Origin of the sequence: Achromobacter denitrificans NBRC 15125 (assembly GCF_001571365.1) — a bacterium.
Taxonomy (GTDB): Bacteria; Pseudomonadota; Gammaproteobacteria; order Burkholderiales; family Burkholderiaceae_B; genus Achromobacter; species Achromobacter denitrificans.
This window is the reverse complement of the sequence record NZ_BCTQ01000009.1, coordinates 79,193-104,233: the sequence shown is the minus strand read 5'-3', so window position 1 is coordinate 104,233 and position 25,041 is coordinate 79,193. Positions and strand designations below refer to the sequence as shown.

Annotated in this window: 22 protein-coding genes and 1 riboswitch; of the genes, 10 read left to right on the top strand and 12 right to left on the bottom strand. The window is 68.2% G+C overall.

Going from position 1 to position 25,041, the window contains the following annotated elements:
- The first annotated feature begins 193 nt into the window (after positions 1-193).
- From ADE01S_RS10060 to ADE01S_RS10035, 6 genes are all read left to right on the top strand, one after another.
- Positions 194-1,123, top strand: a complete 930-nt coding sequence (locus ADE01S_RS10060) for a DedA family protein/thiosulfate sulfurtransferase GlpE (RefSeq protein ID WP_062681622.1) — start codon at positions 194-196, stop codon at positions 1,121-1,123.
- Between the two features lie 51 nt (positions 1,124-1,174).
- Positions 1,175-2,101, top strand: coding sequence for a 2-dehydropantoate 2-reductase (gene panE, locus ADE01S_RS10055; RefSeq protein ID WP_062681549.1), 927 nt, complete (start codon positions 1,175-1,177; stop codon positions 2,099-2,101).
- 256 nt (positions 2,102-2,357) lie between these two features.
- Entirely contained in the window at positions 2,358-2,969 is a 612-nt protein-coding gene (locus ADE01S_RS10050; protein WP_062681548.1) for an NAD(P)-dependent oxidoreductase, read from the top strand.
- A gap of 137 nt (positions 2,970-3,106) precedes the next feature.
- Positions 3,107-3,565 carry a nuclear transport factor 2 family protein gene (locus tag ADE01S_RS10045; protein WP_082775752.1) on the top strand — a complete coding sequence of 153 codons (459 nt, stop codon included), beginning with the start codon at positions 3,107-3,109 and terminating at the stop codon, positions 3,563-3,565.
- A gap of 3 nt (positions 3,566-3,568) precedes the next feature.
- Entirely contained in the window at positions 3,569-4,138 is a 570-nt protein-coding gene (locus ADE01S_RS10040) for a flavin reductase family protein (RefSeq protein WP_062681546.1), read from the top strand.
- A 4-nt stretch (positions 4,139-4,142) separates the two neighbouring features.
- Entirely contained in the window at positions 4,143-4,685 is a 543-nt protein-coding gene (locus tag ADE01S_RS10035; RefSeq protein ID WP_062681545.1) for a nucleoside 2-deoxyribosyltransferase, read from the top strand.
- On the opposite strand, the gene ADE01S_RS10030 is transcribed toward ADE01S_RS10035, so the two are convergent.
- Positions 4,682-5,353: a TetR/AcrR family transcriptional regulator gene (locus ADE01S_RS10030; RefSeq protein WP_062681544.1), complete on the bottom strand. Its 672-nt coding sequence runs from the start codon at positions 5,351-5,353 to the stop codon at positions 4,682-4,684. The two genes, ADE01S_RS10035 and ADE01S_RS10030, sit on opposite strands and share 4 nt — an antisense overlap.
- A gap of 152 nt (positions 5,354-5,505) precedes the next feature.
- Here ADE01S_RS10030 and ADE01S_RS10025 point away from each other — a divergent pair, with 152 nt between their 5' ends.
- Positions 5,506-6,705 (top strand): arabinose transporter, encoded by a 1,200-nt coding sequence (locus ADE01S_RS10025; RefSeq protein WP_062681543.1) that lies wholly within the window; start codon positions 5,506-5,508, stop codon positions 6,703-6,705.
- Between the two features lie 43 nt (positions 6,706-6,748).
- On the opposite strand, the gene ribB is transcribed toward ADE01S_RS10025, so the two are convergent.
- Positions 6,749-7,468, bottom strand: coding sequence for a 3,4-dihydroxy-2-butanone-4-phosphate synthase (ribB, locus tag ADE01S_RS10020; protein ID WP_062681542.1), 720 nt, complete (start codon positions 7,466-7,468; stop codon positions 6,749-6,751).
- 114 nt (positions 7,469-7,582) lie between these two features.
- Positions 7,583-7,737, bottom strand: a riboswitch (FMN riboswitch).
- A gap of 112 nt (positions 7,738-7,849) precedes the next feature.
- Positions 7,850-8,368: an SET domain-containing protein gene (locus ADE01S_RS10015; protein WP_062681541.1), complete on the bottom strand. Its 519-nt coding sequence runs from the start codon at positions 8,366-8,368 to the stop codon at positions 7,850-7,852.
- A 105-nt stretch (positions 8,369-8,473) separates the two neighbouring features.
- On the opposite strand from ADE01S_RS10015, the gene ADE01S_RS10010 reads away from it, so the two are divergent.
- Entirely contained in the window at positions 8,474-9,394 is a 921-nt protein-coding gene (locus ADE01S_RS10010; protein WP_062681621.1) for a bestrophin family protein, read from the top strand.
- 7 nt (positions 9,395-9,401) lie between these two features.
- Here the strand turns inward: ADE01S_RS10010 and ADE01S_RS10005 are convergent, their stop codons facing one another.
- The gene (locus ADE01S_RS10005) at positions 9,402-9,872 is read right to left on the bottom strand and encodes an Lrp/AsnC family transcriptional regulator (protein WP_062681540.1); all 471 of its coding nucleotides are present in this window, start codon (positions 9,870-9,872) and stop codon (positions 9,402-9,404) included.
- Between the two features lie 93 nt (positions 9,873-9,965).
- Here ADE01S_RS10005 and ilvB point away from each other — a divergent pair, with 93 nt between their 5' ends.
- Positions 9,966-11,792: a biosynthetic-type acetolactate synthase large subunit gene (gene ilvB, locus ADE01S_RS10000; protein ID WP_087881325.1), complete on the top strand. Its 1,827-nt coding sequence runs from the start codon at positions 9,966-9,968 to the stop codon at positions 11,790-11,792.
- A gap of 183 nt (positions 11,793-11,975) precedes the next feature.
- On the opposite strand, the gene ADE01S_RS09995 is transcribed toward ilvB, so the two are convergent.
- The 5 genes from ADE01S_RS09995 to ADE01S_RS09975 form a co-directional block, all read right to left on the bottom strand.
- The gene (locus tag ADE01S_RS09995) at positions 11,976-12,755 is read right to left on the bottom strand and encodes an SDR family oxidoreductase (RefSeq protein WP_087881326.1); all 780 of its coding nucleotides are present in this window, start codon (positions 12,753-12,755) and stop codon (positions 11,976-11,978) included.
- Between the two features lie 167 nt (positions 12,756-12,922).
- The gene (locus tag ADE01S_RS09990) at positions 12,923-13,780 is read right to left on the bottom strand and encodes an ABC transporter permease (RefSeq protein ID WP_062681537.1); all 858 of its coding nucleotides are present in this window, start codon (positions 13,778-13,780) and stop codon (positions 12,923-12,925) included.
- 3 nt (positions 13,781-13,783) lie between these two features.
- The gene (locus tag ADE01S_RS09985; RefSeq protein ID WP_062681536.1) at positions 13,784-14,554 is read right to left on the bottom strand and encodes an ABC transporter ATP-binding protein; all 771 of its coding nucleotides are present in this window, start codon (positions 14,552-14,554) and stop codon (positions 13,784-13,786) included.
- Positions 14,554-15,612, bottom strand: coding sequence for an ABC transporter substrate-binding protein (locus tag ADE01S_RS09980; protein WP_062681535.1), 1,059 nt, complete (start codon positions 15,610-15,612; stop codon positions 14,554-14,556). The genes ADE01S_RS09985 and ADE01S_RS09980 overlap by 1 nt, the downstream gene beginning before the upstream one ends.
- 290 nt (positions 15,613-15,902) lie before the next feature.
- A complete protein-coding gene (locus ADE01S_RS09975) occupies positions 15,903-18,509 on the bottom strand; it encodes a DNA topoisomerase III (RefSeq protein WP_062681534.1) in 2,607 nt (868 codons plus the stop codon).
- 62 nt (positions 18,510-18,571) lie between these two features.
- Here ADE01S_RS09975 and ADE01S_RS09970 point away from each other — a divergent pair, with 62 nt between their 5' ends.
- Positions 18,572-21,196: a GDYXXLXY domain-containing protein gene (locus ADE01S_RS09970; protein WP_062681533.1), complete on the top strand. Its 2,625-nt coding sequence runs from the start codon at positions 18,572-18,574 to the stop codon at positions 21,194-21,196.
- Positions 21,197-21,224: 28 nt separating this feature from the next.
- Here ADE01S_RS09970 and gluQRS read toward each other — a convergent pair whose 3' ends face one another.
- From gluQRS to ADE01S_RS09955, 3 genes are all read right to left on the bottom strand, one after another.
- Complete coding sequence (gene gluQRS, locus ADE01S_RS09965; RefSeq protein WP_062681532.1) at positions 21,225-22,100, bottom strand: tRNA glutamyl-Q(34) synthetase GluQRS; 876 nt, start codon at positions 22,098-22,100, stop codon at positions 21,225-21,227.
- Positions 22,101-22,166: 66 nt separating this feature from the next.
- A complete protein-coding gene (locus ADE01S_RS09960) occupies positions 22,167-22,625 on the bottom strand; it encodes a Smg family protein (protein ID WP_062681531.1) in 459 nt (152 codons plus the stop codon).
- A gap of 254 nt (positions 22,626-22,879) precedes the next feature.
- Positions 22,880-24,904 carry a TRAP transporter permease gene (locus ADE01S_RS09955; protein WP_062681530.1) on the bottom strand — a complete coding sequence of 675 codons (2,025 nt, stop codon included), beginning with the start codon at positions 24,902-24,904 and terminating at the stop codon, positions 22,880-22,882.
- Positions 24,905-25,041 lie beyond the last annotated feature (137 nt).

The following is a 25,041-nucleotide window of genomic DNA, read 5'->3' as shown; positions in this document are numbered from 1 at the left end:
ACCTGATGGCCGGGCAGGATTATAGGCACCCTGGCGGGGAAGCGCGGCACCGGCATGGTGCGCGCCGTTTCAAGGGGTGGACGGGGCCCGCGCCTGGAACGGGCCGTTGCGGCGCGCAAGGGCCTGCGGCGCGCGTCTACGAGCCTAAAATCGGGGAATGAGCCGCGCGCGGCGCGGCAAGCTGGAATGCCCCATGCAAGATATTCAATTGCTGCTCGAACAGTACGGCGGGTGGCTGGTGTTCGCCAACGTGCTGGTCGAGCAGGCCGGTTTGCCGGTGCCCGCCTACCCCATGCTGATCGCCGCCGGCGCCCTGGGCGGCGCGGGCGGCTGGGCCGTGCCCTGGCTGGCGGCCACGGCCGCCTGCCTGCTGGCCGACACCCTCTGGTACGTGGCCGGGCGGCGCTACGGCTCGCGCCTGCTGGGCGTGATCTGCAAGATGTCGCTGTCGCAGGATTCCTGCATCCGGCAGACGCAGCGCCTGTACCTGCGCATCGGCGTGCGGGCGCTGCTGGTCTGCAAGTTCCTGCCGGGCGCGGGGGCCCTGTCCACCGTCATGGCGGGGCTGACGGGCACCGCCTACCGTCGCTTCCTGCTGTATGACCTGGCGGGCTCCCTCATCTGGGTCGGCTCGGCCCTGCTGCTGGGCGGCCTGTTCCACAACGTCGTCAACGACGTCCTGGAGATCCTCGGCACGTACGGCGCGATGGGCCTGGGCGTGCTGGCGGCGGTGCTGGCGCTGTACATCCTGGCGCGCTTCCTGCGCCGCAGGATCCTGCTGCGCAGCCTGCGCGTCATTCCCCGCCTGTCGGTGGACGAGCTGATGCAATGGCGCCAGGACGGCCGCAGCGCGCTGGTCTTCGACGTGCGGCCCGAGGCGCTGCGCGACGAACAACGCATCCCGGGCGCGATCGCCGTGGACCTGAAGGCCCCCCTGCCCGAGCTGGACGCCAAGGCGCTGGATTCCGACATCGTCGTCTACTGCGCCTGCCCCAACGAGGTATCGGCCGCGCTGCTGGCCTCGCGGCTGCGGGCGGCCGGCTATCCCAATACCTGGGCCCTGCGCGGCGGATACGAGGCCTGGGCCGAGCGCAAGCCGCCCGCGCCCGGGCAAGGCGCATAATTCCGGCATCGGCCCGCGACCTTGGCGGGCGGCCACGACAAGGAGAGAGACATGCGGTTGTTGTTCTTGGGCGCCGGCGGCACCGGCGGATATTTCGGCGGGCGCGCCGCCCAGGCGGGCGCGGACGTGACCTTCCTGGTGCGCGAGCCGCGCGCCGCGCGGATCCGCGAGCACGGCCTGCGCATCCAGAGCCCGCTGGGCGACGCCACGCTGCATCCCAAGCTGGTCACGCAGCAGACCCTGCAGGGCAGCTACGACGTGGTGGTGCTCAGCTGCAAGGCCTATGACCTGGCCAGCGCCATCGAGGCCATCCGCCCCGCGGTCGGGCCCGACACGGCCGTGCTGCCCATCATGAACGGCGTGCTGCAGTACGACCTGCTGGACCGCGAGTTCGAACCCCACCGCGTGCTCGGCGGCCTGTGCCAGATCAACGCCACGCTCGGCCCCGACGGCGAGATCGTGCACCTCGGCAAGCATGCCAGCATCGTCTTCGGCGAACGCGCGGGCCCGGCCCGCAGCGCGCGCTGCGAGGCGCTGGAGCAGGCGCTGGCCGGGGGCGAGTATTCCAGCCGCCTGAGCGGCGAGATCTACCAGGACATCTGGGAAAAATACGTGTTCCTGACCACGCTGGCGGCCGCGACCTGCATGATGCGCGGCTCCGTGGGGCAGATCGCCTCCACCGACGACGGCCTGGACATCCTGCGCACGCTGCTGCAGGAATCGCAGGCGGTGGCCGCCGCGTCCGGCCACGCGGTCCGCCCGGAGGCCGACGCATCGGCGCGCAAGATCCTCACCGATCCTTCCCAACCCATGACCGCCTCGATGTTCCGCGACCTGCGCCAAGGCCTGCCGGTCGAGGCCGACCACATCGTGGGCGACATGCTGCACCGGGCCCGCAGCCTGGGGGTGGATGCCACGTACCTGCGCGCCGCCTACACCCACCTGCAGGTCTACCAGGCGCAGCGCGCCGCCGGCTGAAGCGCCTTGCGGCCCCTGTTCAAGCGGGGCCGCCGGGAGCACACTGGCAGAGCGGTCCGGGCCGGTCGACCCGCGCCGCCAGCCGGGGCCGGTCGGTTCGGATTTCCCAGCATTGATGCATAAATTGCAAAAAACTCATCCGCTTTTATGGGTTTTTTGATCGGATTCGACCGAATAGTATGGCTTTGCCTGAGCTGGACACGCAGCGCCGCGGGTGCGGCGCCCGACCCGGCTTCCCCTTCCAAGGAGCAAGACCATGAAAGTTGCATTGATCGGAATTACCGGCCGCGTCGGTTCGCGCGTGGCGGACGAATTGCTCAAGCGCGGCCACCAGGTCACGGGTATCGCCCGCAACCTGTCCGACGTGAATCCCCAGCCCGGCCTGACCATCAAGCAGGGCGACGCCACGGATCCGGAGGCCCTGACCTCCATCCTGTCGGGCCATGATGCCGTCATCAGCGCGTCGCGCTTCGTTTCCTCCGACGCCAAGCCGCTGCTGCATGCCGTCAAGGACGCCGGCGTGCCCCGCCTGCTGGTGGTGGGGGGCGCGGGCAGCCTGATGGTCGCGCCTGGCAAGATGCTGATCGATACGCCCGAGTTCCCGGACGCCTACAAGCCCGAGGCCCGCGCGGGCGTGGTGTTCCTGGACGCGCTGCGCCAGGAAAAGGTGCTGAACTGGACCTTCCTGTCGCCTTCCGCGCTGTTCGAGCCGGGCGAGCGCACCGGCAAGTTCCGAGTGGGGGACGACACCCTGCTGGCCGACGAGGAAGGCAAGAGCTGGATCTCGATGGAAGACTACGCCATCGCCCTGGTCGACGAACTGGAGACGCCCAAGCATTCCCGCCGCCGTTACACGGTCGGATATTGACCCCGCCGCAAGGGGGGGAGGAAAAAAGGGGCCCGGTCGGGCCCCTTTTGCCATTGGGGGAAAGGCCGCGGTATCCACGTTTTTATTTGTAAACTGGCACACCGCGCCAACCGGCGTCACGACCTGAGTTGCCCTGTATGCGTATGAAGTTGAAATCGTTGGCCCTCTGTATGCTGGTCGCCGCCGCCACCGTTGCGATCGCGCCGGCGCGCGCGGCCGGGCCCCAGTCCAACAAGGACATCGTGGTGGCGTTCTTCCGCATGATGTTCCAGGAGCGCAACATCGACGAGGCGGTGCGCCGGTACGTCGGCCCGGGCTACACGCAGCACAATCCGTACATGCAGGACGGGATCGAGCCCATGGTGGACTTCTTCCCCGCTTATTTCGAACAGCATCCGCAATCCATCGTCGAGATCAAGCGGGTGATCGCCGAGGGCGACCTGGTGATGATCCACAACCAGTGGCGCGATTCGCCGGAAGACCGCGGCCAGGCGGTGGTGGACATCTTCCGGGTGGAAAACGGCAAGATCGTCGAGCACTGGGACGTGAGCCAGGAGATCCCGGAGAATCCCGCCAACAAGAACGGCATGTTCTAGGCCATGTCCCGCATCGAGCCCGTCGACCTGCCGCGCGCCTATCTGCTGCTGAACCACGGCCCCACCGTGCTGGTGACCAGCGCGCACGGCGAGGCTCGCAACGTCATGGCGGCCGCCTGGGCCATGCCCCTGGATTTCAGCCCGCCCAAGATGCTGGTCGTGGTGGACAAGAATACGTACACGCGCGAACTGATCGAAGCGTCGGGCGAATTCGCGCTGTGCGTCCCTACGCGCGCGCAAGCCGCCGCCACGCTGCGGGTGGGGTCGCATTCCGGGCGCGACGAAGACAAGTTCCAGGCCAGCGGCCTGACGACGTTCCCGGCCAGCAAGATCGGCGCGCCGCTGATCGGCGATTGCCTGGGCTGGCTGGAATGCCGCGTCGTGCCGGAGCCGCACAACCAGCAGGCCTACGACCTTTTCATCGGCGAAGTGGTGGCCGCGTGGGCCGCGCCGGAAGTGTTTTCCGGCAACCGCTGGCATTTCCCCGACGACGAGCGCCGCTCGGTGCATTACGTGGCGGGCGGATCCTTCTTCGCCACCGGCGAAGCCTTCAACGTTTCCGAACCGGAGTAGCCTCGTGCCCAGCGTGTACCTTGCCGGTTTCGACGTGTTCCTGCCCGACGCCGAGGCCCAGGGCGAGCGCCTGAAGGCGCTGTGCGCCGCCCATGGTTTCGAGGGCCTGTTCCCGCTGGACAACCGGGCGCCCCGCGAGCTGTCCGGCGCGGCGCTGGCGCAATGGATCTACCGCGAGAACGTCGCCCTGATCCGCCGCGCCGACATGGTGATGGCGAACCTGAACCCCTTCCGGGGCGCCGAACCCGATTCCGGCACGGCCTTCGAGGTCGGCTATGCCATCGCTTGCGGCAAGCCGGTGTGGGGCCATACCCGCCAGGCCGGGTCGCTGATCGACCAGGTGGCCGTGGGCGCCGCGGCCGACGACGGCGCCTCGCGCATGGTGGATGCGGAGGGCTACACCGTCGAAGACTTCGGCCTGAGCCTGAACCTGATGCTGGCGTGCAGCGCCCGCATCGTGCAGGGCGACCCGGCCGACTGCCTGGCCCGCATGGCCGAATCGCTCCCGGGCGCGTCGACGCCGGAAGACGCCTCGCGCGAACTCTAGCGGCTCGCCGCCTTCTTCGCCGCCGTCTTGCGCGGCGCGGGCCGGGCCGCCGCCGCGGGCGTGCCCAGATATCCCATCACGGCATCCACCACCGCCTGTTCGAGCTGCTGCGGCGAAAAGCCCGCGGGCGGCTCCAGCGCGGCCGCGTGCACCAGCGATTCCATGATGCGCAGCACGACGTAGGTTGCCAGGTCGCGGTTCTGCTGCGCGATCTCGTCGCGATGGAATTCCAGCAGATGGCGCATGCGGCGATGGATGTCCTGGTCGGCGCGGCTGTGCTCGTGCGGCAGGTCGAAGAGCGGGAATTCCCGTTCCAGCACGCGGTGCAGCGCGGGCTCCAGCAGGTGCGCATGCAGCATGGCCTGGACGATGGCCGCGACCCGTTCGCGCAGCGTGGCGGCGGGGTTGCTGTCCAGCACCTGGTCGATCACGTCCAGCATCTGGTTGTCATGGCGGTCGTGCAGCGCCGCGATCAGCGCGTTCTTGTTGGGGAAGTACTGATACAGCGAGCCGACGCTGACGCCGGCGGTTTCCGCGATCAGGTTGGTATTGGTGCCGGCATAGCCGTGCGTGGCCAAAACGCGAGCCGTGGCTTGCAGAATCGTCTCGACGGTGTGCTGGGACCTGAGCTGGCGCGGCGATTTCCGGGGCTGTGGGATGGCTGTCATGGCTTGGATGAAAGGCGAGTATCGAACATGAGCAATGGCTCATAAAATTTCCGTCAGGCGATCCCGCAAGACCGCCCTGCTTGGGCGGATTATGCCATCGCCGGTTCTCGCGCGATGGCGGCGGGACGCAATCACCTGTTCAAGGAATATCCATGTCGAATTCATCTGCGGCCGGGGCCCTGCCCGCGGCCCACGGACCCGCGCGTTCCGTTTTCGCGCAAATCCTGCCGCTGGCCCTGGCGGTATTCGTCGGCTTTTTCATGGTGGGCCTGCCCATGCCGGTGCTGCCGCTGTACGTGGACAGCGCGCTGGCGCTGGGCGCGCTCGCGGTGGGCGTGGTGGCGGGGCTGCAATTCGCCGCCGCCCTGTTGTCGCGGCCTTACGCGGGCTCGCTGGCGGATCGCCGCGGCGCCAAGCAGGCGGTGGCGGCCGGCTTCCTGCTGGGTTCGGTGGCGGGTCTGTGCTATTTGCTGGCCGACGGCCTGGCGGCACGTCCACAGGCGGCCTTCATGGCGCTGCTGGCCGGCCGTGCCGTGATGGGATGCGCCGAGAGCCTCATCGTCACCGGCGTGTTGAGCTGGGGCGTGGGTCGCGCGGGGCCGCAGAACGCGGGCCGCGTGATGGCCTGGGTGGGCGTGGCCATCTACGCCGCCTACGCGCTGGGCGCGCCGGCGGGCATGCGGCTGTACGGCGCCGCCGGCTTTGCCGGCATAGCCTGGGCCACGGTGCTCATTCCGCTGGCGGCGCTGGGGTTCGTGTCGCCCTTGCGCGGCGTGCCCGCCGCGGGCGGAACGCGCACGCCCTTCTACAAGGTGCTGGGGCTGGTGCTGCTGCCGGGCCTGGGCCTGGCGCTGTGCAGCGTCGGTTTCGGCGTGATCACGGCCTTCGTGAGCCTGCTGTACGCGCAGCGGGGCTGGGACGGCGCGGCCTGGATGTTCACCGCCTTCGGCGGCGGCTTCATCCTGGCGCGGGTGTTTTTCGCCGGCCTGCCGGACAGGCTGGGCGGCGCGCGCGTGGCGCTGGTCTGCGTGATGATCGAGGCGGTGGGCCAGTGGCTGATCTGGTCGGCCGTGTCGCCCGCATGGGCCTATGCCGGCGCCCTGCTGACGGGCGCGGGGTATTCGCTGGCCTTTCCGGCCTTCGGGGTGGAGGCGGTGCGCCGCGTGCCGGCCGCGAGCCGCGGCGCGGCCATGGGGGCATACGTCGCCTTCCTGGACATCGCCCTGGGCCTGAGTAGCCCGGCGGCCGGCTGGCTGGCCGGCGCGCACGGCTACGGCGCGGTGTACGCGATGGGAGGGGGGTGCGCCCTGGCGGCGATGCTCGTCGCGATGGCGCTCAGAAACCGCGCGTGACGACGCTTGCGGCGCCTGCGTGGCGGAGGCGCCGCCGGAGGGATCAGGCCGTCGCGGCCATTTCCAGGACTTCGTCGTCGATGGCTTCCGCCCGGCCGTCCTTCAGCTGCTGCAGGTGGTCGGCCAGTTCGGCGATGGTGAGCGCCACCAGCCCGTGCTGGGCGGCGTAGCGTTCGAGCGCGGCGCCGCGCATCATCGTGCCGTCGGCATTCATCAGTTCGCACAGCACGCCGGCCGGGCGCAGCCCCGCCAGCACCGCCAGGTCCACGGAGCCTTCCGTATGGCCGCGGCGCGTCAGCACGCCGCCTGGCTGGGCGCGCAGCGGGAACACGTGTCCCGGGCTGACGATGTCTTCGCTTTGCGCGGCCGGGGAGATGGCGGCGCGGATCGTAGTGACGCGATCCACGGCCGACACGCCGGTGCTCACGCCTTCGCGGGCCTCGATGGAGACGGTGAAGGCGGTGGCGTAGCGGCTCTGGTTGCGCTGGACCATGGGCGGCAGCCCGAGGCGGTCCAGGGTTTCGCCGGGCAGGCACAGGCAGACGATGCCGCTGCCGTCGCGGATCAGCTGGGCCATGACGGGCACCGTCAGCTTATCGGCGGCGACGATCAGGTCGGCCTCGTTTTCGCGGTCGAAGTCGTCCATGAGGATGACGGGCCGGCCCAGGCGCAGATGATGCAGGGCGCGCTGCAGGCGGGCGGCGAAAGGCTGCGAAGCCAGGCTGGGGATGGGGGACTGCGGGGTAAGGGCAACGTTGGACATTGGAAACGCTCTCGCAAGTTGAAAAGGGGCGAAAAACGTTCCAGGGCTACACGATAGCCGAGCGCAATGCCGTCATCCGGACGCGGGCGCGCCAGGACGAGCGGGGTTGTGCCGGCACATCTTCTCTCATCCGGACTATGACCGTCGGCCCTGGCATCTCACCAGATCTGCTGACCCCGGCATCCGTAGAGGACGCCGGGCGCTCGCGGGCTCGCCACATTGCGTGGCATACCGCCGGTGGGGAGTTTCACCCCGCCCTGAAGACGTACTGCATGTCGTGTTAACGACTCGATGATTGTACGCCTGTCCGGCGGCCGGGGCCGAATACGCCCGCTGGGCCTGGGGTCTTGGCCTTTCCCGGGGGGACGGACCCCCATGCGCTCAGGACTCGGCGTCGGCGGCTTCGGGCTGGGCGGCTTTCTTCTTTTTCTCGGGCAGGGCCAGCATCGTGCCGCGGCACGGCGGCGTGCCGCAAAGGCAGCGGTAGCCTTCCTTGAGCTTCTTGGTGATGCGGCCGTCCAGCACCAGGCCGTAGTCGTAGAAGAGTTCGGTGCCGCGCGGGATGTCCTGCAGCGCGACGATGTAGACGCGCTTGCCGTGCTTGCCTTCCTGGGCTTCGCAGTTGGGCTGGCAGGAGTGGTTGATCCAGCGGGCGTCATTGCCTTCGTCGCCGCCGTCGATCACCCGGCCGGAGCTGAGCGAGAAGAAAAAGGTGTGGAAGGGATCGTCGGGATTGGTGGGGTGGCGGCGGTCCGCCTCCTTGGCGCTGATGCGCTTGCCACCGTATTCGATGATGCGCGTGCCCGCGGGGATCTTGCGCGCGGCGAAGACGCCATTGCCGTGCAACTTGGAGCGGCGGACGACGTGCCAGGGCTTGATCGGGGTAGCTTCAGTGGTCATTGGCGGGCGGCGGTGGCGGTGAGACGAAACAGAATTATATCGGCGCCTATTTGACAGCTTGATAGGCGTATAGTGTGCGCCGCCCTTCCCTTCCCGGTTAGCACCATGATCGTCCGTCCGCGTCCTTCCGCGCTGGCTCTGTTCTTTGTCTTGCGCGGCTCCATCATTCCCCGGATCCTCAGCCGCATTCTGGTCATCACGGCGTTGTCCTGCCTCGTGGTGTGGATGTACCACCAGGAATGGTTCTCGCCCGCCCATCTGTCGGCGGTGCCGTTCTCGCTGTTCGGCCTGGCCTTGTCCGTGTTCATGGGCTTTCGCAACAACGTCTGCTACGACCGCTGGTGGGAAGCGCGCAAGCAATGGGGCGACCTGATCGTGCAGGCGCGCAGCCTGGCGCGCGAAAGCGCGGTGCTGCTGGCGGCCAGCACCGCCAACCCGGTGCAGGAACGCATCGTGCGGCGCTGTATCGGCTTCGGTTATGCGCTGGCGGCCCGGCTGCGGCAGGAAGACATGACGGCCGCCGCGCGCCCCTGGGTGCAGCAGGACGAGGCCGAAACGCTGGCCGGCTGCCGCAACGTGCCCGATGCCTTGCTCATGGCCATCAACCGCGACCTGGCCGCCTGCCTGCGGCGCGGCGAACTGACCGACATCCTGTACCAGGCGCTGACCCAGCGCGTGGCCGCCTGCGCTGCCATCCAGGCGGCCTGCGAGCGGATCAAGTTCACGCCTTCGCCCTTCGCGTACTCGTTGCTGCTGCATCGCACGGCCTGGCTGTTCTGCCTGCTGCTGCCCTTCGGCCTGGTGGGCACGCTGGAATACATGATGCCGGCGGCCGTCACCATCGTCGCCTACACCTTCTTCGGGCTGGACGCGGTGGGCGACGAACTGGAAGACCCGTTCGGCTCCGACGAGAACGACCTGCCGCTGTCGGCGCTGGCCCGCGTGATCGAGATCGACCTGCTGGAAGGCCTGGGCGTGCGGCCGCTGCCGGAGCCAGCCGTGCCGGTGGATTTCGTCCTGCGCTGACGCGCGCTCATTCCGCCGGACCCGTCAGCGGCAATTTGGTTTCCTTCAGCCGGCGCAGCACGAAGCAGGATTTGCTGTGCCGGATGCCCGGGATGCGGTAGAGCTGTTCCCGCAGCAGCCGCTCGTAGTCGCGGGTGTCGCGCACGGCGATGCGGATGTAATAGTCGTAGTCGCCCGACACCAGAAAGGCCTCCAGCACCTCCGGAATCTGCGCCAGCGCCCGGCCGAACTCGTACAGGGTTTCCTCGCTGTGGCTCTCCAGCGTGACGTGCACGATCACCGTGTCCATGAAACCCAGGCTGGCCGGGTCGATGTCCACGGTATAGCCGCGGATCACCCCGGCGCTTTCCATGCGCTTGATGCGGTTCCAGCACGGCGTGGACGACAGGCCCACGGCCGCGCCGATGTCGTTCAGGCTGGCGCGCGCGTTGTCTTGCAGCACCTTCAAAATGGCGAGATCGAACTTGTCCAGGTTCATTTTCTTTGATTCCCTAATATCAAAGATAAATTTACTCCGTCTATCGGTTTTCCGTGGAAAAGAAGATAAATATTCTCCCGATCTACGAATAAGATAGATAGCATGAACGATCGCCTGCACCCCACCGCCGCCGCCGCGCTTGCCGCCACTGATCGCCCCGCTCACAACGGGGCGAAAATTCTGCTCGATACGCTGATTGCCCACGGCGTGGATACCGTCTTCGGCTATCCCGGGGGCGCGGTGTTGCCGCTGTACGACGCGCTCTACGCCGAGCCGCGCCTGCGCCATGTGCTGGTGCGCCACGAACAGGCGGCCGTGCACGCCGCCGAGGGCTATGCCCGCAGCACCGGCCGCACGGGCGTGGTTTTCGTTACATCCGGCCCCGGCATGGCCAACACCACCTCCGGCCTGCTGGACGCCATGTGCGATTCGATCCCGGTGCTGTGCATCAGCGGCCAGGTCGCCACGGCCGCCATCGGCACCGATGCCTTCCAGGAGTGCGATGCCATCGGCATCTCGCGCTCGGTGACCAAGTGGAACACGCAGATCCGCGCGGTGGACGACGTGGCCGGCGTGGTGGGCCGCGCCTTCGAACTGACCCGTCACGGCCGCCCGGGCCCGGTGCTGGTGGACTTCCCCAAGGACGTGCAGCTGGCCACCCTGCGGGACGCGGACGACGGCATCCCGGCCGCGCCTTCGCAACAGAAGCTGGCGGCGCTGCGCGCGCGGCGCCAGGCCAGCAAGCTGGCGCCCAAGCTGCCGCAGTCGGCCGTGCGCCGCGCCGCCGCGCTGATCGCCCAGGCCAAGCGGCCCATCTTCTATGGCGGCGGCGGGCTGGTGAACGCCGGCCCCGAAGCCTGCGCGGCCTTCACGGACCTGGTGCGCCATGCCGGCGCGCCCTGCACCCTGACCCTGATGGGCCTGGGCGCCTTCCCGGCCTCCAGCCCGCAATTCGTCGGCATGCTGGGCATGCACGGCACGGTCGAGGCCAACCTGGCCATGCACAACGCCGACCTGGTGGTCTGCATCGGCGCCCGCTTCGACGACCGCATCACCGGCAAGCTGTCGGAATTCTGCCCGCATGCCCGCAAGATCCATATCGACATCGACCCCGCCTCGATCAACAAGGTGGTGCGAGTGGACGTGGCGCTGGTGGGCGACTGCCTGCCGCTGGTGACCGCGCTGCGCGCGGAGCTGGGCGACCAGCCCCTGGAGGCCGCCCGGCTGGCGCCTTGGTGGGCGCGCATCGACGCCTGGCGCGCCCAGGATTGCCTGGGCTACACGCCCGCGGCCGACGCCATCCTGCCCCAGCACCTGATGTCGCGCCTGAACGCGGTCCTGGCGGACCGTGACGCCATCGTCTCCACCGACGTGGGCCAGCACCAGATGTGGGCCGCGCAATACCTGCGCTTCGACAAGCCCAATCGCTGGCTGACCTCGGGCGGCGCCGGCACCATGGGCTACGGCGTGCCCGCCGCCATCGGCGCGCAGGTCGGCCATCCCGACAAAACGGTGGTCTGCGTCAGCGGCGACGCCTCGGTGCTGATGAACATCCAGGAACTGTCCACCGCCATGCAGCACCAGACGCCCGTGAAGGTCGTGCTCTGCAACAACGGCTACATGGGCATGGTGCGCCAGTGGCAGGAACTGATCCACGGCGGCCGCTACAGCCACAGCTACAACGCCTCGCTGCCGGACTTCGTGGCGTTGGCGAAAGCGTTCGGCTGGGGCGCCGCCCGAGTGGACGACCCCGCCAAGCTGGATGCGGCGCTGGCCGAGTGCCTGGCGCACGACGGCCCTTACTTCCTGGACGTGGCGGTGGCCGCGCAGGAGAACTGCTTCCCGATGATGCCCGCGGGGCATGGGCATCAGAAGATGATGCTGGCGGAGGGAGTGTGGTATCAGGATGAGACGACTTAAAGGGGGCGGTGGCCGCATGGGTTGCGCGCGATCGCGGGCGGCTTTCTCGGGGGGATATTCTCGCGCTTCACCCATCCTACAACGCGTAGGATGGGTGAAGCGCGAGACGCGCCGACCACGCAAACTACCCGCGATCGCGCGCAACCCATGCGGTCATGGACAACCCATGCCCCCCCAACACCCTCAAAACTGAATCGACAACCCCCCATCCACCACCAGCACGTGACCGTTCACATATGACGCCGCCGGCGAAGCCAGAAACACGGCTGCGCCCGCGATTTCTTCCGGCTCGCCCCAGCGCCCCATGGGATTGCGCGCAGCGATGCGCGGACCCACCGCCGGGTCCGCCACCATGGCGGCATTGGTTTCGGTGGCGAACGTGCCGGGCGCGATCGCGTTGCTGGTGATGCCATGGCCGCCGAATTCCGCCGCCAATGCGCGCACCATGCCCGTCAAACCCTGCTTGGCCGCGGGATAGACCGCGTCGCCCGAGCGCGCCAGCTCGCCCACCACCGAGGTGATCGCGATCAGGCGTCCGCCGCCCTGGCGCACCATGCGTTCGGCGGCGAATTTGGCCAGCAGCATGCCGGCGACCAGGTCGGTGTCGATCAACTCGCGGATCTCGGCGGGGCTCGTGTCGCGCAAGGTCTTGCGGTTGCGCGCGCCCACGTTATTCACCAGGATGTCCAGCCGGCCGTGTTCGGCATCGACTCGGCCGAACGCGGCCTGCATGGCCGCGTCGTCGCTGACGTCGAAAGGCAACGCATGCGCGTCCAGGCCGTCGTGCTTCAACGTGTCGGCCGCGGCTTGCGCGGCGGCGGCGTTGCGGCCGTTGATCAGCACCCGGGCCCCGCAGCCGGCCAGCGCCCGCGCGATGCAGAAACCTAGCCCGCGCGCCGACCCGGTCACCAGCGCGACCTGCCCGCCCAGTTCGAAATTGCGCAGATACGGCAGCGTGTTCATGTCAGTCATCCATAGCCAGCAAGCAGTATTGTTTCCTTGAGCCGCAAAGGAAACCAGGTGGTTGCCTTGCGGCAGACCCGCCCCGACCAGGGCCGCGCGGATCCGGCTCCGCCGGTCCGCGGCGGCGCCCCCTTGAGGGGGGAGCGCGCAGCGCTTCGGGGGTGGGCCTACCCTTCGCGGAACTCCGGCGCCCAATGCAGCAAGCGGCGCTCCAGCCAGGTCACGCAATAGACCAGCGCGATGCCCACGACCGACAGCAGCGTTACCGCCGCGAACATGTCGGTGGCGTTCAGCGTCGCCAGCGCCGTGATCATCAGGTAGCCCATGCCCGTGGTGGAGCCGACGAATTCCGCCAGCACCACGCCGATCAGCGCGAAACTGATGGCGTTGGGCAGCGCCGCGAAGGTCCAGGCGGCGGCGGTCGGGATCCGCACTCGCCACAGGATCTGGCGCGGCGAGCCGCCCAGCGTGCGGCAGAAGTCCACCAGTTCGCGCTCCACGCTGCGGCCGCCCTTGTAGGTGTTGAAGAACACCAGGAAGAACACCACGAACCAGGACGTGACCACCTTGGATGCCAGCCCCAGGCCGAAGAACATGGTGATGAGCGGCACGAAGGCGATGCGCGGCATCGAGTTGAACGCCACGATGAACGGGTTGAACACGTCGGCCAGGAAGCGGCTGCGGCTAAGCGTCATGCCCACGATGAAACCGCTGCCCACCCCGACCAACAGCCCGACCATGGTGGCCTGCAAGGTCAGCCACAGGTGCGGCCAGACCGAGCGGGGGCCGGGCTGCAGCCATTCCCACAGGCGCACCGCCACGCGCGAGGGCTGGCTGATGAAGAAGGGGTCGAACAGCGTGTTCTGGGCGAACCACGGGATGCGCGTCAGGATTTCCCAGGAGCCCAGGATGAAGGCGAGGATCAGCACCTGCCACAGCGTGATGCGCAGCCGGCGCGCCAGGCCGGCGCGGCGGTCCAGCCGCAGCTGGTCCTGCAGGGAGTCGGAGGTATCGGTCGGGATCATGATTCAGGCGGCGGCGCGGAACTGCTGTCCCAAAACGCTCCAGAGGCTTTGCACGTGGGTCACGAACTGCGGGGTTTCGCGCAGCGTGAAGACGTCGCGCGGATGCGGGATGGCGATGCGCTCGTCCAGCAGCACGCGGCTGGGCGGGCCGGACAGCACGACCACGCGGTCGGACAGCAGGATGGCCTCGTCCAGGTCGTGGGTGACCATGACGATGGTCTGGCCCAGCTTGCGCCAGATTTCGATCAGCTCGCGATGCAGGTGCGTCTTGGTGTGCGTGTCCAGGGCCCCGAAGGGCTCGTCCAGCAAGAGGATGCGGGGCTCTACCGCCAGGCTCATCAGCAGCGCCACGCGCCGCCGCATGCCGCCGGACAGCTGGTGCGGAAAGGCGTCGGCGAAGGCGCTGAGATGGCCCAGCTCCAGCAGCTCGGCCACGCGGCGCTCGATCTTGTCGGCCGACACGCCCTGGAATTTCAGCCCCAGGGCGACGTTCTTCCTCACGCTGAACCAGGGCAGCAGCGTGTCCTTCTGGAAGATGTAGCCCAGCGCGGGCGGCACCTGCCCGTCCACGACGCGGCCATCCACGCGGATGGTGCCCGTGGTCGGGCGCAGGAAGCCCGCGATCATGTTCAGCAGCGTGCTCTTGCCGCAGCCCGATGGGCCCACGATGGAAACGAATTCGCCCTCCGGGATCGTCAGGCTGACTTCGCCCACGGCGTGGGTGGTGGCCTGGCGCGTCTGGTACGCCTTGCCGACTTTGTCCAGCGTGATCATCAGAGGCCCCGGGCGCGGCGCACGAAGCTCATGTTCACGCAACGGTCGTAGGGCACCGTCTTGATCTCGTCGTTGGAGAACTGGCGGCCGTCGCCCATGATGGCCGTCATGCGGTCGTAGGCCTCCTGGGTGATGAGGTTGTCCTTCAGGAACACGGTTTCCTTGTACACGCCCAGCGTCTTCTCGATCGCTTCGCGCGGGAACGCGTTCAGGTAGTCGTCGTAGATGGCGTCGGTGACGGCCGCGGCGCTGTTGGCGCTGATGAAGTCCTGCGCGCGGACCAGCCCGGTGACGAAGGCCTGCACCACCTCGGGACGTTTCTGGATGGTGTCCTGCAGGGTCAGGGCCGCGATGCCCGGCACGTCGCCGCCCATGAACTCGTTCCACGAGCTTTCGGTCGTGGCGTCGAAGATGGGCACGCCCCAGCCTTCCTGGCGGGCCTGCTCCATCATGGACATGGTGGCCATGCTGGCGGACACCGAACCGGTCTTGAGCGCGCCCAGCATGGTGGCCAGATCGCCCAGGGGGCGGATGTCGACCTTGTCGGCCACGCCGGCCTTCTGCATCAGGTACAGCGCCATCAGCCAGGTGCTGGACTGCGGCTGGGTGGCGCCCACGCGCTTGCCCGCCAGGTCCTTCAGGGACTTGATCTTGCCGCTCTCGAAATCCTCGCGGCGCACGATGACGTTGGCGTAGGTGAGCTTGCGGTCGAAGCCGAACACCAGGGTGGCGGGCTTGCCGGCCAGGGTCAGCGCGGGCGCGGCGGTGGCGGCGGTGGCGCCGAACACGATCTGGCCCGCGGCCAGCAACTGGTTGGTGCGCGGGCCGCTCTGCGAATTCAGGTATTCGACGTCCAGCCCGCCCTCGCCGAAATAGCCCTTTTTCAACGCGACGTAGCCGGCGGCGAAGAACGGATCGATGCTGCCCTGGCCGTAGGCCACGCGGCCGAGCTTGGGCTGCGCGAACGCGACGCGGCCATTGACGAGGCCGATGCCGGCCAGCGCTCCGGCTGCGGCCAGCACGCGGCGGCGGTTGGTGAAATCAGGGCTAGCGCTCATGTCATCCTCGATTTTGGTCTGGTTGCTGCGGTTTGGCGTAGACAATACCCCAGCCTCCGGCGTCCAACAATGGAAAACGCCCGGTTGCCCGGGCGTTGTTTCGGTTTCGTAGGATGGGTGGAGCGCGAGAGTTCTTAAGCCAGAAAACCGCCCTCCATCGCGCGCAACCCATGCGGCTATGGGCAGACGATGCCCGGCATGGACCAAAAAACCAGTCTGCCCACGGCCGCATGGGTTGCGCGCGTTGAGCACCGAGGTTCTTGCCTAGGAACTCTCGCGCTCCACCCATCCTACGCGGTCTTTTTCGGCGCCGCCTTCTTGACTGCTTTCTTTGCCGCGGCCTTCTTGGCCGGCGCCTTCTTCGCGGCGGTCTTGGCGGCCGTCTTGGTGGCGGTCTTCGTCGCCGTCTTCGTGGCCGTCTTGGCCGGGGCGCGGCCGGGCTTCTCGGGACGCGGCTCGAACTCGAAGCCGACCTTGCCGTCCGGCTGGCGGACGAGGAAGGCCTTGAACTTGCGGTTCGTGCGGCTGGAGACGAAGCCGTCGAGCAGATCGGTGCGGCCGTTCGTCAGCAGCTTCTCCATCTGTTCACGCGAGATCTCCTGCTGCAGGATGACCTTGCCGGAACGGAAGTCGCAGCTCTTTTCGGGGCCGACGGACTTCTCGCAGACATAGCTCATGCCATGCTCGAAGACGCGCGACTGGCACTTGGGGCAGGGGCCCACCGGCGTGTGGCCGGAGAAGTCCACCGCTTCGCCGTCGTCTTCGTCGTTCTGGCCGAAGTCGAATTCCAGCTTGTACTCATCGCTGATGCGCAGGATGGCCGCGAAGGGGCGGCCCATCTTGCTGATGAAGCCCTGCAGCGGACCGATCTCGCGCTTGGCCAGCAGCTCTTCCACTTCGGGCAGCTCGAAAGTGCGACCGCCCGGGTGCTTGCCGATGGAGAAGTCGCAGCTGGTGCAGGCGTAGCGGCGGTAGTTTTCCTTCACGACGCTGCCGCACTTGGGGCACGGCGTCTGCAGCGTGGCGTAGTCGCCGGGCACCGTGTCGCGCTCGTATTCCTTGGCGCGCTTGACGATGACCTGCGTCATCTGCGCGATTTCGCGCATGAAGGCCTCGCGGCCCAGTCCGCCCTGCTCGATCTGCTTGAGCTTGTGCTCCCATTCGCCGGTGAGTTCGGGCGAGGTCAGTTCGGTCACGTCCAGGCCGGACAGCAGCGTCATCAGCTGGCGCGCCTTGGCCGTGGGCACCAGGTCGCGGCCCTCGCGGCGCAGATAGCTCTCGTTGAGCAGGCCTTCGATGATGGCGGCGCGCGTGGCCGGCGTGCCCAGGCCGCGTTCGGACATGGCCTCGCGCAGTTCCTCGTCGTCGACCAGCTTGCCCGCGCCTTCCATGGCCGACAGCAGCGTGCCTTCGTTGAAGCGGGCGGGCGGCTTGGTGGTCAGGCCCACGGCTTCCACGTCCTCGGTGCGCACGGTCTCGCCGTCGGCCACCGGCACCAGGTTGGCGTCCTCGCCCTGGGCTTCCTTGCCGTAGACGGTGAGCCAGCCCGGATTGACCAGCACCTTGCCGTCGGTGCGGAAGCGGTGGCCCTGCACTTCGGTCATGCGCGTGGTGACGCGGTATTCCGCGGCGGGGAAGAACACCGCCAGGAAGCGCTTGAGCACCAGGTCGTACAGCTTGCCCTCGGCCTCGCTGAGGTCGTGCGGGATCTGCAGCGTCGGGATGATGGCAAAGTGATCCGACACCTTCTTGTTGTCGAAGATGCGGCGGTTCGGCTTCACCCATTGCTTGCCGACGACGGTTTCCGCGTGGCGCGACAGGCCGCCCACGGCGTTGGAGCCGCCCTTGGCCAGCGCCCGCATGGTTTCCTGCACGGTGGCGATGTAGTCCTCGGGCAGGTAGCGGGAGTCGGTACGCGGGTAGGTCAGCGCCTTGTGGCGTTCGTACAGGGTCTGGGCCAGCGCCAGCGTGGTCTTGGCCGAAAAGCCGAAGCGGCCGTTGGCCTCGCGCTGGAGCGACGTCAGGTCGTACAGGGCCGGCGACATCTGGGTCGACGGCTTGGATTCCTCGGTGACGTGGCCGGGCTGGTCGCGGCAGGCGGCCACCACGCTCTGCGCGGCGGCTTGCGACCACAGGCGCGATTCGCGCTTTTCGGGGTCGCGCTCGTCTTTCTTGAAGTCGGGGTCGATCCAGCGGCCTTCGTACAGGCCGGCGGCGGCCACGAACTGCGCGCGCACTTCCCAGTAGTCGCGCGGCACGAAGCGCCGGATGCGCTCCTCGCGCTCGGCCACGATGGCCAGCGTGGGGGTCTGCACCCGGCCCACCGGCGTCTTGAAGAAGCCGCCATCCTTGCTGTTGAAGGCCGTCATTGCGCGGGTGCCGTTGATGCCCACCAGCCAGTCGGCCTCGGCGCGCGAGCGGGCGGCGGCCTCCAGCGGCTTCAACTGGACGTCGTCGCGCAGGTTGGCGAAGGCTTCGCGGATGGCGGCCTGGGTCATCGATTGCAGCCACAGGCGCTGGATCGGCTTCTTCACGCCCGCGTACTGAATGATGTAGCGGAAGATCAGTTCGCCTTCGCGTCCCGCGTCACAGGCGTTGATGATGGCGTCCACGTCCTTGCGCTTGGCCAGGCGGACCAGCAGCTTCAGGCGTTCCGCGGATTTCTTGTCGGTGGGGCCCAGCTCGAACTCCGGCGGGATCACGGGCAGGTGCGTGAAGCTCCATTTCCCCTTGACCGGATCGTTGGGCGCGACCAAGCTGAGCAAGTGGCCTATGCTCGATGCGAGGACGTAACGTTCGCTTTCAAAATAGTCGCCCTCGCGCGCGAAGCCTCCCAAGGCGCGTGATATATCAAGGGCCACCGAGGGCTTCTCGGCAATAATCAGCGTTTTATTCATGTGTATCCAGTGGCGGTAGACCCGCCTTAGTAGCGCGGATAATAAGATCGGAGATTCGCGAGATGCAAGTCGGCACTGAAAGGCAGGCGGGATCCGAACTGCACGCTTGGCGTCAATTCCTGGCGCGGAGCACCCTCTGGCTGGGCGTTTTGCTGCTCGGCAGCGCGGCGGTTTGCTGGGTCGCCGCGAACTGGCAGGACATGACCAAGGTACAGCGCTTCGCCGGCATCCAGGCGCTTCTGGCGGTCTGCGTGCTGGCCGCCGCCTGGGCCGGGCTGCGCCTGCGCGCCACGCCGGGCGTGCGCCGCAGCATCCCCGGCGCCCTGCTGGCGCTGGCCGGCATCCTGCTTGGCGCCCTGCTCGCGCTATTGGGCCAAACTTACCAGACCGGGGCCGATACCTGGGAACTGTTCGCCTGGTGGGCGGCGCTGCTGCTGCCCTGGGCGCTGGCGGCGGGCAGCCAGGCCGTCTGGCTGCTCTGGGTGCTGGTGCTGAACGTGGCCATGGCCCTGTGGCTGGGCGAACGCGCTTTCGACTGGTGGCTGGTCTTCGGCGGCCCCGGGGCCGCCAGCCTGATCGTGGCGGCCCTGAACCTCGTGCTGCTGCTGGCCTGGGAAATGGCCGCGCGCCGCTGGCGGGCCAGCACCCTCTTCGGGCCGCGCATCCTGGCCGCCCTGACCATCAGCGTGCTGGTGGTGTCCCTCATGTTCGGCGACTACATCCTGCGCGGCCTGGGCACGGCCAACGGCATCGCCTGGCTGGCCGTCACGCTGGGCCTGGGCTTCTATTATCAGCGGGGCCGCCGCGACCTGGTCATCCTGGCGATGCTGGCCGGCGGCGTGATCTGCGTGTCGCTGCGGGTGGTGGGCGAATGGCTGCTGCGGCTCGAACCCGGCGTCTGGGCCGCCCTGCCGCTGGCCGCGCTGCTGATGGCGGAAGCGGTCTGGGCCGCCCGCTGGCTGCGCCGGCTGGGCGCGGAACCCGCGGCGCCGTTGGCCGCGGCCGATGCCGAGCCGGCCGCGGCGTCGGCGGGCAATTCGGTCGATCCGGCCGAGGCCGGCGCGCCGGTCGCGCAGTTGGCGCCCGCCGCAACGCAGACGGATCCGCCCTGGTACGTGCAATGCCTGCTGGGCCTGAGCGCCTGGCTGGCCACCCTGTTGCTGCTGGTATTCGTGGCGTTCTCCGGGCTGATCACCACCGAGGAAGGCGCGCTGGTGGCCGGCCTGGTGCTGTGCGCGGCGGGCGTGGCGGTCCTGCGCAGCGACGCCGGCCCTTTCTGGCGCCAGTGCGGCACGGCCATGGCCTTCACCGGCCAGATCCTGATCATCTACGGCCTGTCCAGCTCCACCTCGTTCACCAACGCCTGCCTGTTCGTGCTGCTGATGGCCGCGGCCGTCTATGCCCTGGGGCCGGACGCGATCCTGCGCTTCCTGAGCGGCCTGCTCATCGCCCTGGCGGCCGCCGGCCTGATCTGGCGCGGCGTGGCGCCGGAACTGATGCGCGACGACCTGCTGGACGCCTGGCTGGACTTCGACGTGGCCGCGGCCACCTTCGTCTGGCTGCCCATCGCGGTGACGGGCGCCTGGGCCACGGCAGTCCTGCTCACCCTCGGCCGGCGGCTGGGCGGCAAGCGGGCCCACGCCCTGCAGCCGTTGGCCTGGGCCTTCCTGCTGTCGGTCCAGGGCATGGTGTGGCTGGCCAGCGGCATCTCGGCCCAGCAATTGCCGGCGATGTGGCAGCTCAATCCCCGCACCGCGGTGCTGGTGACGGCCGGCGCCCTGCTGCCGGCGGCCGCGGCCCTGGCCGTGCTCTGGCCGCGGCGGCGCGTGCTGACCGCGGGCGTGACCTGGGGCGTGCCCCTGGCGCTGCTGGTCCTGGCCCTGTTCTGGCTGCCCAGCCCGGGCGTGGGCTTCTCCCTGGCGTGGCTGTTGCTGGGCTTCGGGCTCAACCAGCCGCGCCTGGTCATTTTCGGCGTGCTCAGCCTGCTGGCCTACCTGGGCGTCTATTACTACCAGCTCGACGTGCCGCTGCTGCAGAAGGCGCTGTGGCTGGGCGGTGCCGCGGTGCTGCTCTTCGTCCTGCGCGTCCTGGTGTGGCTGGTGCCGCGGCTGATGCGCACCCAGGCACCGTCCGTGCGCGGGCCGCTGCCGCGGGTGTCGGGCCCGCTGCGCTGGCGCACGCTGGCCATCCTGGGCGGCCTGGCGCTGGTGCTGGCGGTCGCCAACGGCGGGATCTGGCAGCGCGAGAAGCTGCTGGCCTCGGGCAAGGTGGTCATCCTGGAACTGGCGCCGGTGGATCCCCGCTCCCTCATGCAGGGCGACTACATGGCGCTGAACTTCGCCGCCAGCCGCGAAGTCACGCGGCTGCGCCTGGGCGGCGAGAACCGCCGCGACGACGACTCCATCCTGGGCTACGAGCCGGACGGCTACGTCATGCTGGCGCGCGACGCGCGCGGCGTCGCGCAGCCGCTGCGCATCCAGCCCGACGTGCATCCCCACACCGAGGCGGAAGTGCCGCTGCGCTACCGCGTGCGCAACAACGGGGTGCGCATCGTGACCAATGCGTATTTCTTCCCCGAAGGGCAGGCGGAGCGCTATCAGGTCGCCCGGTACGGCGAGCTGCGCGTGGCCGACGATGGCGAGGCGCTGCTGGTGCGGATGCTGGGAGAAGACCTGCAGCCGCTGTAGGCGTGCGTTGGAACCAGGCAAAAAAGCGCTAAGGGAAGCGCCGCGCCCAGCGCGCGGTGGCTTCGCGCAGGAAGGCGTCGCGGTCCGGCGCCTCGAAGGGGGCGAAGCCGAGCGCCCGCCAGGCGGCCTGCAGCGCTGCGAGCGGCTCGCCGGTATCGATGGGCGGGGCGCCGTTCTGCTTGGACAGTTTGAGCCCACTGCCCGCATCCAGGATCAGCGGCACGTGCAGGTAGCGCACCGGGGGCAGGCCCAGCAGGCGGCCCAGCACGATCTGGCGCGCCGTTGAACTGAGCAGGTCCGCGCCGCGCACCACGTCCGTGACGCCCTGCGCCGCATCGTCCACCACCACGGCCAATTGATAGGCCCACAGGCCGTCCGCGCGCCGCAGGGCTATGTCGCCCACGGCCTGCGCCACATCCTGCTCCTGGGGGCCCAGCCAGCGGTCTTCGAAGTGTTCCACGCCTTCTGGCATGCGCACGCGCCAGGCGCGCGCCTGGCGGCCCTCCGGCAGGCCGTGGCGGCAAGTTCCGGGATAGGGGCGCTCGCCGTCGGCGCCCGGGGCGGTCTGGCCGCGCAGCGCGGAGTCGGCGATTTCACGGCGGGTGCAGCCGCAACCATAGATCAGGCCGCGCGCGGCCAGGCCGTCGAAGGCGGCCTGGTAAGCGTCGCCGCGCCGGGACTGCCACATGATCTCGCCGTCCCAGGACAGGCCGAGCGCCTCCAGCTGCGCCATGATGCGGTCGGCCGCGCCGGGCACGGTGCGCGGGGTGTCCACGTCTTCGATGCGCAGGCGCCAGCGGCCGTCATGGGCGCGAGCGTCCAGCCAGCTCGCCAGGGCGGCGACCAGCGAGCCCGCATGCAGCGGACCGCTGGGGCTGGGAGCGAAACGGCCTATGTAGTTCACAGGGCAAAGCCCGCGCGGTGACGCGCGGGCATGGGCAAAAGGGAATGGGTGGGCGAGGCGCCGCGCTCAGTGCAGGCGGCGCACGCCTTCGTCGTCCAGCAGCTCTTCCAGGACCAGATTGTCGATCTCGGCTTCCTGGCTCCAGAGAACCATGAGGGCGATGATCTTGATCTTGGACAGCGGCACGGGCGATTCCGTTGCGGCCAGGCCCCGGTCGATGACGATTTCGCGCAGGGGCGCGGGCAGCACGCCGGCCGATTCCAGGAAGGCGATGAAGCCGATGGATTCGGTGCCGAGTTGCTGGTACTCGTTATCGGTGTAGATCCGGGTGCCGGTGGTGGGCGCCTGGGCGAGATCGACGCACCGTTCGGTGGTCTCGGCCAGGCCGTAGAGCCACCCGAGCGCATCGTCGATGTCTTCGTGCTCGAACCCGGCGGCGGCAAGCCGCTTGGCCAGCACGTCGGCCGCAGGACAGGCTTGCGGCGTGTAGTAATTCTCGTACAGATAAACCAGGATATCGAACATATGGCGCAGTGTTGTGCCTGTTTGCACAGTCGGCCCGCATATCGGCAGACCAGCAAACATGAATTTTACTTTACGCTGATTTATAGGGGCGGGCAACCGACCGGACGGGGGAATGTTGTATGTCGTCACCCTGGGGCAACAATGGCGCCTTCTTCCGCCAAATGCTGCCAAAATGCATGATTCAAGCAAAAAAAGGGGCGGGCCTCGCGGATCCGCCCCTTTTTTTCTCGCGCCGGCCGTTGCGGCCCCGCGCGTCAGGCGGTTTTGGGGGCGTTCTCCAGCTTCAGCTGCGCCAGCTGGCGCATGAACACCGGGATGCAGATCGCCAGCCCGATCAACCCGCTGGCCAGCCCGGGCAGGATCGTGAGCAGCGCGCCGATGGTGCAGAGCCAGCGCTCCCAGCTCTTCATGCCCACCAGCATGTAACGGGAGAACGCGGCCGACAGCAGCACTAGGCCGACCATGCAGCCGAACAGCGTCACGAAGAAGTCGTACCAGGTAAAGCCCTGGACCGAGATCAGCAGCGACGGCGAGAACACGAACACGAATGGCACGATGAGCTTGGTGATGCCCAGCCTGAACGCGGTGTTGCCCGTTTTGAATGGATCGCTGCCCGCCATCCCCGCCGCGGCATAGGCCGCCAGCGCCACGGGTGGGGTAATGTCCGCCAGGATGCCGAAATAGAAGACGAAGAAGTGCGCCGCGATGGGCTGCACCCCCAGCTGCACCAGCGTGGGCGCGGCCACCGCCACCATGATCAGGTAGTTCGCCGTGGTGGGAATGCCGCAGCCCATCAGGATGCAGACGATGCCGGTCATGATCAGCGCCGCCACCAGGGTCAGCGTCTGCATGTTGGCAATCGTCTCCGGAATGACCGTTGCCGCGCCGCCGGCGATTGCCTGCGCCGCCGAGATCACGATGTACGAGATCTTGAAGCCCACGCCGGTCAGCGTGACCACGCCGATCACGATGCCCACCGTGCCCGCCGCCGCGCCCACGGCCAGCGCGTACTTGGCGCCGGTTTCGAAGGCTTCGTACAGATCGCGCCAGCGCAGCCGCTGGAAGGGATTCAGCAGGCCCACCACGATGCAGCCCGAGATCCCGGCGAAGGCCGCCAGGTACGGCGTACGGCCGCTGGCCAGCACGCCGATCAGCAGCACCAGCGGGATCAGGGTCGGCCAGCGCATCTTGAACGACTGCTTCAGCTTGGGCATTTCCTCTTCGGTCAGGCCGCGCAGGCCTTCGCGCTTGGCCTCGAAGTGCACCTGCATGAACATGCCGAAGAAGTACAGGAAGGCCGGGAAAATCCCCGCGATGGCGATCTGCTGGTACGGGATGCCCAGGAATTCGATCATCAGGAAGGCCGCCGCGCCCATGATGGGCGGCGTGATCTGCCCGCCCGTGCTGCTGGCGGCTTCCACGCCCGCGGCGAAGTGCCGGGGATAGCCGATGCGGATCATGGCCGGGATGGTCAGCGACCCCACCGTTACCGCGTTGGCCACCGAGGAACCCGACAGCATGCCGAACATGGCCGAGCCGAACACCGACACCTTGGCCGGGCCGCCGGCGTAGCGCCCGGCCACGGTGGAGGCGACGTCCAGGAACAACTGGCCCAGCCCGATGCGCGTGGCCAGCACGCCGAACAGCACGAAGTGGAAAACGTAAGTGGCCACCACGCCCACCGCCACGCCGTATACGCCCTGGCTGGTCAGGTACATGTGGTTGACGACTTGGGACCAGGTGTTGCCGGCGTGCTGGAGCAGCCCCGGGAAATACGGGCCGAACATGGCGTAGGCCATGAATACCAGCGCGATGATCGGCAGCGGCCAACCCATGGCGCGCCTGGTGGCTTCCAGCAGGCCGATCAGCAGGATGGAACCCATGAACACGTCGATCGGCAGCGGATTGCCGACGCGAAACGCCAGGTCCTCGAAAATGTAGGGGATGTACAGCACGGACAGGGCCAGCGCGATGGCGATGATCCAGTCGTACAGCGGGATGCCGCCCGGCGCGTACCAGGTGGACTTGGGTTCGCGGGTGTAGTGCGCCTTCGAAAAGCCGAACACCAGGAAGATGAGGCTAAGCACGAACGCCAGGTGCACGCCGCGGTGCGTGGCTTCGCGCAGCAGGCCGAAACCCGCCGTGTAGTAGTGGAAGATCGAGAGCGTCACCAGCAGGCCGGAGACGATCCAGGTGGCCGTCTTGTCCAGCGGCCGGAAGCGGATTTCCGAATCGTACTTTTCCGCCAGCTGCTGGGTTTTTTCGTGGTCTATTTCCATCGCCGTGATTCTCAGGATGATTCAGCAAGCAGGGCCGCTCATGGCGGCCCCACTCAAGCGCGGCGCAGCGCACCGCAGATAGGCAAACTTCGTTTCCCAAGCAGCAAACTCGCCGCACGCCGCCGCCCCATCGGGGC

Coding starts and splice junctions, on each gene's coding strand:
- ADE01S_RS10060 (WP_062681622.1), top strand. CDS start 194: ATGCAAGATATTCAATTGCTGCTCGAACAGTACGGCGGGTGGCTGGTG.
- panE (WP_062681549.1), top strand. CDS start 1,175: ATGCGGTTGTTGTTCTTGGGCGCCGGCGGCACCGGCGGATATTTCGGC.
- ADE01S_RS10050 (WP_062681548.1), top strand. CDS start 2,358: ATGAAAGTTGCATTGATCGGAATTACCGGCCGCGTCGGTTCGCGCGTG.
- ADE01S_RS10045 (WP_082775752.1), top strand. CDS start 3,107: ATGCGTATGAAGTTGAAATCGTTGGCCCTCTGTATGCTGGTCGCCGCC.
- ADE01S_RS10040 (WP_062681546.1), top strand. CDS start 3,569: ATGTCCCGCATCGAGCCCGTCGACCTGCCGCGCGCCTATCTGCTGCTG.
- ADE01S_RS10030 (WP_062681544.1), bottom strand. CDS start 5,353: ATGACAGCCATCCCACAGCCCCGGAAATCGCCGCGCCAGCTCAGGTCC.
- ADE01S_RS10025 (WP_062681543.1), top strand. CDS start 5,506: ATGTCGAATTCATCTGCGGCCGGGGCCCTGCCCGCGGCCCACGGACCC.
- ribB (WP_062681542.1), bottom strand. CDS start 7,468: ATGTCCAACGTTGCCCTTACCCCGCAGTCCCCCATCCCCAGCCTGGCT.
- ADE01S_RS10015 (WP_062681541.1), bottom strand. CDS start 8,368: ATGACCACTGAAGCTACCCCGATCAAGCCCTGGCACGTCGTCCGCCGC.
- ADE01S_RS10010 (WP_062681621.1), top strand. CDS start 8,474: ATGATCGTCCGTCCGCGTCCTTCCGCGCTGGCTCTGTTCTTTGTCTTG.
- ADE01S_RS10005 (WP_062681540.1), bottom strand. CDS start 9,872: ATGAACCTGGACAAGTTCGATCTCGCCATTTTGAAGGTGCTGCAAGAC.
- ADE01S_RS09995 (WP_087881326.1), bottom strand. CDS start 12,755: ATGAACACGCTGCCGTATCTGCGCAATTTCGAACTGGGCGGGCAGGTC.
- ADE01S_RS09990 (WP_062681537.1), bottom strand. CDS start 13,780: ATGATCCCGACCGATACCTCCGACTCCCTGCAGGACCAGCTGCGGCTG.
- ADE01S_RS09985 (WP_062681536.1), bottom strand. CDS start 14,554: ATGATCACGCTGGACAAAGTCGGCAAGGCGTACCAGACGCGCCAGGCC.
- ADE01S_RS09980 (WP_062681535.1), bottom strand. CDS start 15,612: ATGAGCGCTAGCCCTGATTTCACCAACCGCCGCCGCGTGCTGGCCGCA.
- ADE01S_RS09975 (WP_062681534.1), bottom strand. CDS start 18,509: ATGAATAAAACGCTGATTATTGCCGAGAAGCCCTCGGTGGCCCTTGAT.
- ADE01S_RS09970 (WP_062681533.1), top strand. CDS start 18,572: ATGCAAGTCGGCACTGAAAGGCAGGCGGGATCCGAACTGCACGCTTGG.
- ADE01S_RS09960 (WP_062681531.1), bottom strand. CDS start 22,625: ATGTTCGATATCCTGGTTTATCTGTACGAGAATTACTACACGCCGCAA.
- ADE01S_RS09955 (WP_062681530.1), bottom strand. CDS start 24,904: ATGGAAATAGACCACGAAAAAACCCAGCAGCTGGCGGAAAAGTACGAT.